9 protein-coding genes are annotated in these 11,454 nt (G+C 68.0%); 2 read left to right on the forward strand and 7 right to left on the reverse strand.

Features of this window, described 5'->3' with window-relative positions; genetic code table 11:
- Nucleotides 1-512 precede the first annotated feature (512 nt).
- Nucleotides 513-2,306, forward strand: coding sequence for a methyl-accepting chemotaxis protein (locus ABB25_RS14965; protein ID WP_057665345.1), 1,794 nt, complete (start codon nucleotides 513-515; stop codon nucleotides 2,304-2,306).
- A gap of 45 nt (nucleotides 2,307-2,351) precedes the next feature.
- Here the strand turns inward: ABB25_RS14965 and ABB25_RS07050 are convergent, their stop codons facing one another.
- The 3 genes from ABB25_RS07050 to ttcA form a co-directional block, all read right to left on the reverse strand.
- Nucleotides 2,352-3,170, reverse strand: coding sequence for a M48 family metallopeptidase (locus tag ABB25_RS07050; RefSeq protein ID WP_425477314.1), 819 nt, complete (start codon nucleotides 3,168-3,170; stop codon nucleotides 2,352-2,354).
- 10 nt (nucleotides 3,171-3,180) lie between these two features.
- Nucleotides 3,181-4,089: a recombination-associated protein RdgC gene (locus ABB25_RS07055; RefSeq protein ID WP_057665349.1), complete on the reverse strand. Its 909-nt coding sequence runs from the start codon at nucleotides 4,087-4,089 to the stop codon at nucleotides 3,181-3,183.
- A gap of 69 nt (nucleotides 4,090-4,158) precedes the next feature.
- The gene (gene ttcA, locus ABB25_RS07060; protein ID WP_057665378.1) at nucleotides 4,159-5,070 is read right to left on the reverse strand and encodes a tRNA 2-thiocytidine(32) synthetase TtcA; all 912 of its coding nucleotides are present in this window, start codon (nucleotides 5,068-5,070) and stop codon (nucleotides 4,159-4,161) included.
- Between the two features lie 98 nt (nucleotides 5,071-5,168).
- Here ttcA and ABB25_RS07065 point away from each other — a divergent pair, with 98 nt between their 5' ends.
- Nucleotides 5,169-5,372 carry a YdcH family protein gene (locus tag ABB25_RS07065; RefSeq protein ID WP_057665382.1) on the forward strand — a complete coding sequence of 68 codons (204 nt, stop codon included), beginning with the start codon at nucleotides 5,169-5,171 and terminating at the stop codon, nucleotides 5,370-5,372.
- A gap of 185 nt (nucleotides 5,373-5,557) precedes the next feature.
- Here the strand turns inward: ABB25_RS07065 and ABB25_RS07070 are convergent, their stop codons facing one another.
- The 4 genes from ABB25_RS07070 to pyrF form a co-directional block, all read right to left on the reverse strand.
- Nucleotides 5,558-6,676 carry a hypothetical protein gene (locus ABB25_RS07070; RefSeq protein ID WP_152981085.1) on the reverse strand — a complete coding sequence of 373 codons (1,119 nt, stop codon included), beginning with the start codon at nucleotides 6,674-6,676 and terminating at the stop codon, nucleotides 5,558-5,560.
- A gap of 164 nt (nucleotides 6,677-6,840) precedes the next feature.
- A complete protein-coding gene (gene plsB, locus ABB25_RS07075) occupies nucleotides 6,841-9,525 on the reverse strand; it encodes a glycerol-3-phosphate 1-O-acyltransferase PlsB (protein WP_083488166.1) in 2,685 nt (894 codons plus the stop codon).
- Entirely contained in the window at nucleotides 9,525-10,475 is a 951-nt protein-coding gene (locus tag ABB25_RS07080; RefSeq protein WP_211259297.1) for a hypothetical protein, read from the reverse strand. The genes plsB and ABB25_RS07080 overlap by 1 nt, the downstream gene beginning before the upstream one ends.
- Before the next feature lie 93 nt (nucleotides 10,476-10,568).
- Nucleotides 10,569-11,294 carry an orotidine-5'-phosphate decarboxylase gene (gene pyrF, locus ABB25_RS07085; RefSeq protein WP_057665354.1) on the reverse strand — a complete coding sequence of 242 codons (726 nt, stop codon included), beginning with the start codon at nucleotides 11,292-11,294 and terminating at the stop codon, nucleotides 10,569-10,571.
- Nucleotides 11,295-11,454: the final 160 nt, after the last annotated feature.

Here is an 11,454-nt window from a genome sequence, read left to right on the forward strand (position 1 = left end):
ATTACGCGCATGCTGTTCCGTCGTCCGCTCACCCGTATGCCCACGGCCGTCATCGGCCTGTTGCTGTTGGCCCTGTGGCTGGGCTGGGTCAGTGCCGGATTTGCCGCCCTGGGCAGGCGGCCGCAGGCAGCCTGGCTGACCGCCTGGTGGCGATGCAGCATGACCTGCAGGCGCGCAACGCGCGCGAGCAGGTGCTCAATCAGGCCAATGCGCAGATATCCGTGCCTCACTGGATGCCTCGCGCACCGGGCTGATGCCGTGGCCGGGCGCGGTGCCATGACCCCGCCAGCGGATCCGGCGCTGGCGCGGGGCCGCACAGCGGATGCGACGGGCACGGTCATTGCCAGACTTTCATGACAGGACGGGGAAAGAATCCGCGCCATCCGACCAACGGCGTCAAGCCGGACGCCCGGCGGCCGATAGAAACCCTGCAGAGCGTGCGCGTCGAGCGCCGGCCTGTCCTGCCTGGCATCAGCTGCCACGCCCCCCCCACGCTCCAGCAGGAACACACCATGTCCAGCCTCAGCTACCCCAAGCCCGACTCCCTCCCTCCTGACCCGACGGTTTCGACGCGGTCGCGCCTGCTGCGCTGGCTGCTGATTGGATTGGTGCTGGCCTCCCTGCTGGGAGCCGGCCTTGCCGGCCACTGGCAGGCCCTGCTGCCGGGCCTGCCGGCCATCGCCCTGGCCGGCGTGCTGTACCGCCAGCTGCAGGCCCAGCGTCGCTGGCTGGGTGCCAGCCCGCAGCAGCTGTCCAGCGCACTGGCCTGCATCGAGCACGGCCAACCGCTGCCGGCGGGCCTGCAGCCGCTGCGCGCCACGCCGGGCAGCCTGGCACAGGCGGTGTGGCGCTGTGCCAACCCGCCAGCGCGCAGTGACCACGGCAGCGACAGTGAAAACGAGGAAAACCAGAAAATCCGCCATGCGCTGGATGTCTCCTCCACCGCGGTGATGATTGCCGACCGCGAGCATGTGATCCGCTACCTCAACGGCGCGATGCGCAAGCTGCTGCGCAACCAGCAGCAGACCCTGCGCCAGCGCTGGCCGCAGTTTGATGTCGACCGCCTGGAAGGCACCTCGATCCACCAGTTCCACACCCACCCCGAGCGCATCCGCGGCCTGCTCGACCAGCTGCGTTCGATCCACCATGGCAAGGTCAGCATCGGCCCGGTGCACTTCAGCCAGCTGATCACCCCGCTATTCAGTGACAACGGCAACAGCGGCTTCATCGTCGAGTGGGCCGACCGTACCGCCGAACTGGCCATCGAAGGCCAGATCTCCACGATCATCGATGCCGCCGCGCGGGGCGACCTGGAACAGCGCCTGGTCGCCGATGGCCAGGGGGAGTTCCTGGATACCCTGGCCCAAGGCATCAACCACCTGCTGGACATACTTGCCGATACCGTCAGTGAGGTACGCCAGATGTTCGATGCACTGGCTGGCGGTCATCTGGAGGCGCGCATGCAGGGCAGCTACGACGGTGTCTTTGCCCAGATCCAGTGCGCCGCCAACACCACCGCCCAGCGCCTGAGCACCATCGTCGAGCAGATCCAGGATTCCAGCAGCCAGCTGGAGACGGCCGCGGCGGAAATCGCCGCCGGCAATGAAGACCTGTCCGCGCGCACCGAACAGCAGGCCGCCAACCTGGAAGAAACGGCCGCCTCGATGGAGGAGCTCACTGCCACCGTGCAGCGCAATGCCGACAATGCCGGCCAGGCCAATACGCTGGCCATTGCCGCCGCCGGGGTTGCCCGCCAGGGCGGCGAACAGGTGCAGGCCGTGGTCACCACGATGCAGGGCATCGAACAGTCTTCGCGGCGGATTGCCGACATCCTTTCGGTGATCGACGGCATCGCCTTCCAGACCAATATCCTGGCGCTGAATGCAGCGGTGGAAGCGGCACGGGCGGGTGACCAGGGCCGTGGCTTTGCCGTGGTCGCCGGGGAGGTGCGCACGCTGGCCCAGCGCAGCGCCACTGCCGCCAAGGAGATCAAGCAGCTGATCGATGAGTCCGTGCAGCGGGTTGATGAAGGCTCGCGCTGCATCCAGCAGACCACGACCACGATGGCCCAGGTGGTCAGCCAGGTGGAGCAGGTCACCCAGCTGATGGGGCAGATCGCCGAATCCTCGCGCGAGCAGAGCGCCGGCATCGGCCAGGTCAACCAGACCGTGACCCAGATGGACCAGACCACCCAGCGCAATGCGGCGCTGGTGGAGGAGGCCACGGCCTCGGCACGCCTGATGCAGCAGCAGGTGCAGGACCTGCGCGATGCGGTGGCGGTGTTCGGTTACAGCCACCGGGAATGAGCGCCGTTGCTGCAGCGGTGGCCAGCCGGCTGGCCAGGCCCTGGCTCAGGCCACCGCCAGCAGGCTGCGCAGCCGGTATTTCAGCCGCCGGCCTTCGGCCGCCAGCCACTGCCGCTGGTCCGGCCAGGCCGGCATCCGCGCACTGACCTCGGCCCAGAACGCGGCCGAGTGGTTGGGCTGGATCAGGTGACACAACTCGTGCACCAGCACGTACTGCAACACTGCCGGCGGTGCCAGCACCAGCGACAGGTCCAGCGCCACGGTGCCATCGGGCGCCAGCGAGCCCCAGCGCGAACTCATCTGCTTGAATACAAAGCGGCGCGGTGCCCGCGGCAGGCCCGGCAGCCAGCGAGCGGTTTCCGGGCCGATCTGCGCACGCGCCTGGGCCTGGTAGAACTCGGCCAGTGCGCGCACCAGCGCCGCCTGCCCGGCCTGGGCGCTGTAATGGAACTGCAGGCTGCCATCAGCGGCCAGCAGCACATGGGTATGCCGGGCCGGCAGCCAGTGCACGGCCCGCTCGCTGCCCAGCAGCGGCAGCCGGGCCGGCCGCTCGCTCAGCGGTCGATCTTCGTGCCCGTCCTCCCCCACCCGCAGGGCGGCCATCTGGGCCAGCAGCCACACCCCGTTGTCGCGCACAAAGGCCTCGGCCGCGGCCTGGCTGGCCCGCTGCGGCATGCTCAGGCGCGCACCGCGCTCATCCACGACCAGGCGCATGCGCCGGCAGCGCGGATCGCGCAGGCGCTGGATCTGCAGGCTCTTGCCCTCCACTTCCAGCTGCAGCACGTCACGCACCCGGGTGGCGGCCCTGGGCTTGCCCGCCGCGGGGCCACTGCCGGCAGCCGCCCGCTGCAGCAGGCGGCCCAGCAGGCCGCGCTCAGGCGTCGGCACGGCTCAACTTGAAGGCCTCTTCCAGGATCTGGAACAGGCGGCGGATCTCCCCGCTCTGCAGCGCAAAGCGCGCTTCCAGCTCGACCCGGCGGCCCTCGCCCTCGCTGTCCTCGAGCTGGTCCAGCGCGCCGTCCAGGAACTTGAGCTTGCGCACGATCAGGTCATCACCGAGCACGAAGGACAGGTTGTCCTCGAAGGTCAGCGCCAGCTTGGTCACCTGCTTGCCGGCATCCAGGTGCTTGTCGATCTCGGCACAGCGCAGTTCCTGCTTCTGGCACTTGATCACCGCACCGCCGTCCATCGGGTCCTTCAGCTCGCACTCCTCGCCCAGCTCCAGCCCGGCCGGCATCGGCTCGCCGGCAATCCAGCTGGTCAGGATCGAGCGCGGTGCGATCTCGGCATTGAGCGGCATCGCCGGGAAGCTGCCGAGCAGGCCACGCACGTCGCTGACCACGTTCTCGGCGGTCTTGCGGCTGGAGGTATCCACCGCGATGTAGCCGTGCTGCAGGTCGATCAGCGCATCGGTGCGCGAGGCCTTGACGAAGGCGCGCGGCATCAGCTCGTGCAGCAGGTCATCCTTGATCCGCTTGCGCTCGCGGCCACCCGGGCGACGGGCTTCCTTCTCCTCGATTTCCTCGACCTTGCGTGCGACCAGGTCATTGACCACCACCGCTGGCAGGATCTTTTCCTGGGCACCGACGGCCAGCCACAGGGCATCGCCCTGGCGCTGGGAGAACTGTTCCTTCTCCTCGCGGCCATACGGCGAAACAAAGCCACGGCTGTGCATTTCCAGCGGCCCGACATCGCGCAGCAGCGCGTGCGGCAGCAAGGTATCGACTTCGGAAAAATCCACCGCAGTGGGGAAACGGAAGAACGTCAGGTTCTTGAAGAACATTGCGATACCTATGGAAACGGGACGGAAAACCGCCCCGCCGGCAGCCGCCAGCGAGGCATTGAACGTGTTTCAGGCCGAGGCTTCGTCGGCCGCCTCGGCAGGCGAGCCGGCCAGCCAGGCGTGGGCATCGGGCAGCGGCGCATCATCGCGGCGGCCCAGCGCCATGAAGTCGAACAGGTTGCGGTCGGCCAGCTGCGAGGGACGGATATCACCCAGCGCGCGCGAGATCTGCTCGATCCGGCCCGGCTGCTCCTTCTCCCACTGCTTCATCATCAGCCCGACCTGCTTGCGCTGCAGGTTTTCCTGGCTGCCGCACAGGTTGCACGGGATGATCGGGAACTGCTTCGCCTCGGCGTATTCAATGATGTCGCTCTCGCGCACATAGGCCAGCGGGCGGATCACCACGTGCTTGCCGTCATCGCTGCGCAGCTTCGGCGGCATGCCCGAGATCTTGGAATGGTGGAACAGGTTCATGAAGAAGGTGGCCACCATGTCATCGCGGTGGTGGCCCAGCGCGATCTTGGTGATGCCGTTGGCCTCGGCCCAGCTGTACAGCGAGCCACGGCGCATGCGCGAGCACAGCGAACACATGGTCTTGCCTTCGGGAATCACCCGGCTGACCACCGAATAGGTGTCCTGCTCGATGATGTGGAACGGCACGCCCAGCGCGGTCAGGTACTCCGGCAGCACGTGTTCCGGGAAGCCGGGCTGCTTCTGGTCCAGGTTGACCGCAATCAGCTCGAACGGCACCGGGGCCTTTTTCTGCAGCTGCAGCAGGATGTCCAGCAGGGTGTAGCTGTCCTTGCCGCCGGACAGGCAAACCATGACCTTGTCGCCGGCCTCGATCATGCCGAAATCGGCGATCGCCTGGCCAACCTGGCGGCGCAGGCGCTTGCCCAGCTTGCTGTGTTCGCGTTCGGCCACGCGGGGGTCACGCGCGGCGCGCGGAATCGGATCGGGAAGGGGGATGACGGCACTCATGCCGCCCATTCTACCGGCTCGCCCCGGTCCCCAGTGCCGGCGCGACCCGGACTTCGCAGCCACCCGGCCCGCCGGTGGTGTACGGTGCAACGGTGGACATCAGCCTTGCCAACCTTGCCCTGATCAGCCAGCGCCTGCCCGAGCTGCGCGCCGAGCACCGTGCGCTGGACCAGGCCATCGACCAGCTCGCGGCCAACCCCGAGGACGAGCTGGAACTCAAACGGCTCAAGCGCCGCAGGCTCCATCTCAAGGACTGCATCACCCAGCTGGAAAACCTGCTGATCCCCGACGAACCGGCCTGACGGGCCGGACAACACCAGCGGCCAAGACCCAGGCTGATTGCGGGCAAGCCCACTGCCACCGCAACCACCAAGCCCGGCCCCATCAAAAAACAACGGCAAGAATGGAAGTCAACCTGACCCCATTAGCCGAGCCGCATTAGCCGGACCCCGTTAGCCGCCGCTTGTGACACAGGCAGGCCACCCGCTCAGGGCGTCAGGTCATCGGCATCCAGCACAGTGTGGTGGTGAACCACCGGGATACCACCGGCCGCCTGCTGTGACAGGTGCACCGACGGGGCCAACGGCAGCAGATGCCGGGGCTGGTCGGCGCGATACATCACACTGGCGGTGAGTACCTGTTCGGCCCCCTGCCCGGCCACCGGAGCCTCTTCCATTTGCCCTTCCTGCGGCAGTTTCCCGGTATAGGCCAGGGCCAGCAGCCTGGCCGCCTCGCGGGCATTTTCCTGCAAGGCCCGCGTCATCAAGGCGCAGTCATTGCTGCCCCAACCCAGCGCGCGGGTCATCCCGGCGGCATACGGGGTCCATTCCTTGCGTGTGATCCGACGCAGGCGGGTGTCGTAACTGCGCTGCAGGCTGACCGCCTGCCGGCGCATGGCCGGGTCGGCATTGCGCCCGGCCGCATTGATCTGGCCAATGCGCGCGGCATTCCCGGTGCCGGCATACCACTGGTCAAGCTGCTGTTTCAGGTAGTCGGTATCGTGGGCCTGCTTGCCATCCAGCCACATCGGGGTGGACAACACCTGCAGCACATTGACCCAGTCGGCCTGGTGCCGGCTGCGCGCTTTGTCCGACCAGCCTTCCACCCGCACGGTGGTCAACAGCGCGGTCATGTCCGGGGTCAGGCTGCTGCTGTGGCTTATCAGCTGGTGGGCCAAGGTGGGGTCGAAGTGATCCTCCAGCTTGCCGCCTTCCAGCACCACGTGCTGCTGAGGCGCCGGCATGCCAACCTGCTGCAGTGCCTGCACCAGGGCCGGCTCAAGCGGGTCCCGGGTATCAATCCGGCATTGACCGTTGTTGGCCCACTGCCAGTTTTCGCGAGCAATGGCCATGGCCTCGGCCCGTACCATGGCATTGGCCAACGCCCCCCCCAGGGCACCACCGACAATGCCGGCGGCCGGGCTGATGCCGGGCACCGGGTTGATGATGAAGGACTGGGTCACCAACTCCGGCGACAGGCCCAGGTAGCCGTACTGCGGCCGCACCGTCTCCTGCAACGCCACCATGTACAGCGGCAACGTCTCGATCCCGTCATCCTTGACCGGGTCATAGCCGCGTACCGGCGCTGCCGCCTGCACCACGGACACCATACAACCGGCCGCCAACAAGGCAGCCCCGGCAACAACCTGTCTCATGTTTTCCCCCTGCCCCTATCGGGCTGGCGCAGTATTCACTGCCACCCGGCACACCGGCAATCCCCACAAGGCACAAATGAAAACCGCCGCGCTGGCAGCCAGCGCGGCGGTGGGAATCAGGCCTGTGGGTCGCTGCCGTGCGGCGGCTCCGCTGGCGGCTCGGCATCGTTGGCCGGCGCCGGTGGCTCGGCGGCGGCCGGCTCACTGGCAACCGCCGGCTTGCTCGCCTCCGGGCTGATCCGCTCGATGGTGTGGCGCAGCTCGCGGCCGAGGATGAACTTGGCATCCTTGGCCCAGGCATCCAGGCGCTCGTCGAACAGCAGCTTGCTGCCGGCATCGGGCCAGACCAGCTTGAGCTCGCGCAGCTTGTGGATGAAGCCACGGAACAGCGCCTTGTCGAAGAACTCCGGCGCAGCCGGGGCGTAGAGCAGGCTCAGGCGCTGGGCCGCCTGCTGGCACAGGCCTTCCAGCTCGGCCGCACCGAGGGTGCCGGGGCCGTTCTTCACCAGCACCGAGATGGTGATGTAGTAGCGCTCGAAGGCCTGCTGCAGCGAATGGCCGATCGCGCGCAGGCGGAACACCTCATCACTCTGCCCGGACGAACGCGCCAGTAGGTCCTCGTCCTCCTCGCCGACGCGCTGCAGCAGCCCTTCACGCTCGAACACGCTGATCGTGTGGTCGATGCGCTCGGCAAACTCCTCCTCGCTCCACGGCAGGAACAGCTCGCCCTGCAGGAACGGGTACAGCCGGCGGCCGACCCGCTTGAGCGCGGTGCGGCTCATCCGCCGGTTGTTCTGGAAGCAGCAGGCCACCCAGGCCGCGGCAGTGAACAGGTGCAGCACGTTGTTGCGGAAATAGCTCAGCAGCACCGCGTTGTCGCCGGAGACGGTGAGCACATCGCCCAGCGGGTGGCTGATGCGCTGGAGCACGCCGATTTCCTCGGCATGGCCGATGATCCGCTCCGGGCTGTGCGGGGTGACGGTGATGCGGTCCGAATACGGCATCTCCTCCAGCACCTTCTTGCTCAGCTCGATCTGCGCGGTCAGGTCGGCCTCGCCCATCGCGTGCTTGGGGGTGGACAGCAGCGCCAGCGCCAGCAGGTTGATCGGGTTGACGTCGGCCGCACCGTTGACGCGCTCCTGGATGACGCGCGCCAGATGGTCCACGGTGCCACCCAGCCAGGCCGGTTTGACATCCTCCGGCACCGGCTTGCCGTCCCACTCCGGTGCCTGCTCGGCCAGCACGTCGTTGAGCGCGATCGGCTCGCCAAAGTTGACCACGACCTGGCCGTAGTTGGACTTGAGCACCTTGGGGATGCCCCAGATCAGGCCCCAGATCGACTCCTTCTCCTTCGGCCGCCCGGTCAGCTCGTCCAGGTAGCTGTTGCCCTCCATCAGCTTCTCGTAGCCGATGTAGATCGGCTGGAACAGCACCGGCTTGCGCGGCTGGCGCAAAAAGCCGCGCACGGTCATCGCGATCATCCCGCCCTTGGGCTTGAGCAGGCGGCCGGTACGCGAACGCCCGCCCTCGATGAAGTATTCAATCGAATAGCCACCGGCCATCAGCTGGCCGACATATTCGGAAAACACCGCCGAATACAGCGCATTGCCACGGATCGAGCGGCGGATGAAGAACGCACCACCCTTGCGCAGCAGGGTGCCGACCACCGGCAGGTTGAGGTTGATGCCGGCGGCGATGTGCGGCGGCACGATGCCGCGGTCATACAGCAGGTAGCTCAGCAGCAGGTAATCCATGTGGCTGCGGTGGCTGGGCACATAGATCACTTCATGTCCGGGCGCGGCGGCCTTGAACTTGTCCAGGTGGTGGACCAGCACGCCGGCGTAGATCCGGTTCCAGACATGGGACAGCAGGAAGCTGGCCGAGCGCACCACCGGGCCGGAGTAGTCGGCGGCGATCTCCCAGGCATAGGCATGAGCCTTCTTCCACGCCTCGGCCGGGCTGCTGTTGTCGCGCTTGGCCTGGTTGATGATCGCCTCGCGCACCGGATCGGCCGCCAGCACCTTGTCCACCAGCAGGCGGCGGGTGGACAGGTCCGGGCCGATCACCGATTCACGGATGCGCCGGAAGTGCATGCGCAGCACGCGCTGCAGCTTGCGTACGCTGCGCTCATGATCCAGCCCTTCGGCCACGGTCTCGCGCACTGCCACCGGCGCGGCAAAGCGCACGATGGTGTCGCGGCCGTTGAGCAGCACTGACAGCAGGCGGCGGAAACGGCCGACCAGCGCCCAGTTTTCCGAGAACAGCACCGCAAACCAGCCGGTCTGCTTTTCCGGCGCACGGCCGACAAAGATGCTCACCGGCACCAGCCGCACATCCAGGCTGCCATCGCGCTGGTGGGCCTGCAGCAGCTTGCTCAGCGAATCGGAATGGGTGCGCTTGGCCTTCTTTTCAGCCAGCAGCGGGTTGAACGGGTTGGCCGAGCTGCGCCGCGACAGCGCCAGGTAACCGCGCTTGCGCCCGAGCAGGTCGCCCGGCAGCGGGATCAGCGCCGAAGGCAGGCCGGCGTCCTGGCAGGCCTTGTCCAGGATCAGGGCATTGGACAGGCCGTAGTCCTCCAGCACGTAGACCACCGGACGCCCGTCCGGGTCCTGGGCGTGCTCGGGGGTTTCAATCTTCAACGCCAGCCACGGGGCAATCAGGCGCCCGAGCAGGCGCGCCCACAGCGGGCGGCGGCCGGTACGTGGCGAGATCATCGCAACAGGCGCAGCGGCGGCGGCCGGTTCGGCAGGCGTGTGGCCCTCACCGGAGGGCAGGGAATTGGGGTTCGACATCGGGCACATTATGGCGCAGAGGCCATTTGCGCGTCCTGCGCAGCCGCCGGGGCCGGCGCATTGTCTTCCGATTGCCGCTGTTGCCGGGCGTTGGCCGCCGCAGCCAGCGCTTTTTGCGCATCTTCCAGGTTCTGCTGCATGTACCAGCGGCCCTGGACGCGATGCATCTGCGCCTGGAAGGACACCGTCTCGCCGGCCAGTGGGTACTGCACCTGGACCAGCGCCTGGTCGCCGTCTTCCTGCAGCAGCCCGACCTGCAGTTCGGCCAGGCTCTGGCGCAGGTCCAGGCCATAACTGGCCAGCACATCCAACAGGGCCTGCTGCACCGGCGCCAGCTGCTGCAGGGCCGGCTCCATGCCGGCGGCCTGCAGGGCCGGGGTTCCGTCCAACCCGCTGGCCTGCGCCGCGGCGGTCAGTGCAGCAATGCTGGCCTGTGCCAGGGCCGGGTCGGACAACGGTGCCTGGCTGGCCCAGCGGCTCAGGCCCAGCACCAGCTGACGGTAGTGCTCGCGTTGCAGCGGGCTGTAATCGCCCTGATGGCTGACGTACTGGGCACCGAACATGCCCAGTGAATGCGCGGTCTGGCGCAGGTTGGCCGCCTGGCCCTCGAACTGGGCCTTGAACACGCGCTGCAGGTCGGCCTGGGCGTTGTCGGCGGCCAGGGTGGCCAGCAGGTCGGGCAGGTGCTCATCCAGCGGCAGGCCGGTCAGCGGCCACAGGCTGTCGCCCTCGGCCCAGGCCTGGGCCAGCGCGGCATGTTGCTCCGCGGGCACCGCCGCCCGCGCGAAGCCGGCCAGGTCACCCTGCTGCAGGTAGTCGGCCAGTTGACGTACCGCTGCGGCCGGCTCGGTCGCCGCCCCCTGCAGCGCTGGCTCACTGCGGCTGCAGGCCGCCAACAGCAACACACCGGCAGCAGCCAGCCACCAGCGACGCGCTGGCAAGGACTCAAAGCAGAGCATCACGCTTCCCCATGATCACAAGCCCGCGCATCTTGCCGAGCAACGGTGACGGCCCGCAAGTGAGCCGGCACCGTTGTGTGCGCTGTGCCGTGTTCAGCGCGGCTGGCGGGCGCTGGCAATCTCGGCCTGGATCGCCAGCGCCGCCGCACGCGGGTCGGCCGCCAGCCGGATCGGCCGGCCGACCACGATCGCATCGGCACCGTCGGCAAAGGCCTGGGCCACGCCGACGGTGCGCTGCTGGTCATCACCGGCCGGGCCACCGGGACGGATGCCCGGACAGACGATCGAGAAGCCGGCGCCGGTGGCGGCGCGGATCGGCGCGGCCTCCTGGCCGGAGGCGATCACCCCGTCGATGCCGGCGGCCTGCGCGGCCAGCGCGCGTTCGACCACCACCGCCACCGGCTCGCGGTCGATGCCCATCTGCGCCAGATCCGCCCGGCCCATCGAGGTGAGCACGGTCACCGCCAGCAGGCGCATCTGCGAGGTGTTGGCCGCAGCGGCCGCTTCCATCATCCCCGGGTGCCAGCCGTGGATGGTGCAGTAGTCCACCGGCCACTGCGACAGGCGCTTGATGACCCCGGCCACGGTGGCCGGGATGTCAAAGAACTTCAGGTCCACGAACACGCGCTTGTTGCGCCTGGCCAGTTCCTCCAGCACATCGAAGTACTCGCCGGAAGCCAGCAGCTCCATGCCGATCTTGTAGAAGGAGACGGCATCATCCAGGCGCTCCACCCACTCCAGTGCCTCGCGCTTGCCGGGCACATCCAGGGCGAAGATCAGCCGCTCGTGGTCGGTCAGCGGCAGCGGCGCGCGGCTCATCGCGCCAGCTCCAGCGCCTGCTGCTTGCGCGCGCGGCGGACATCGGCCGGCAGCGACCAGTCATTGCCGAACGCGGCCGGCTCATAGCCACCGTAGGTCGGCCCCGGCAGCACGAACCAGCGCTGGCCGAACCAGGCGTTGTACTGGTTGAACAGCGCAT

Source organism: Stenotrophomonas koreensis, assembly GCF_001431525.1.
Lineage (GTDB): Bacteria > Pseudomonadota > Gammaproteobacteria > Xanthomonadales > Xanthomonadaceae > Stenotrophomonas > Stenotrophomonas koreensis.

What these genes read in the sequence shown, in the direction of transcription:
- ABB25_RS14965 (WP_057665345.1), top strand. Translation starts at nt 513, where the DNA reads ATGTCCAGCCTCAGCTACCCCAAGCCCGACTCCCTCCCTCCTGACCCG.
- ttcA (WP_057665378.1), bottom strand. Translation starts at nt 5,070, where the DNA reads ATGAGTGCCGTCATCCCCCTTCCCGATCCGATTCCGCGCGCCGCGCGT.
- pyrF (WP_057665354.1), bottom strand. Translation starts at nt 11,294, where the DNA reads ATGAGCCGCGCGCCGCTGCCGCTGACCGACCACGAGCGGCTGATCTTC.
- ABB25_RS07080 (WP_211259297.1), bottom strand. Translation starts at nt 10,475, where the DNA reads ATGCTCTGCTTTGAGTCCTTGCCAGCGCGTCGCTGGTGGCTGGCTGCT.
- plsB (WP_083488166.1), bottom strand. Translation starts at nt 9,525, where the DNA reads ATGTGCCCGATGTCGAACCCCAATTCCCTGCCCTCCGGTGAGGGCCAC.
- ABB25_RS07055 (WP_057665349.1), bottom strand. Translation starts at nt 4,089, where the DNA reads ATGTTCTTCAAGAACCTGACGTTCTTCCGTTTCCCCACTGCGGTGGAT.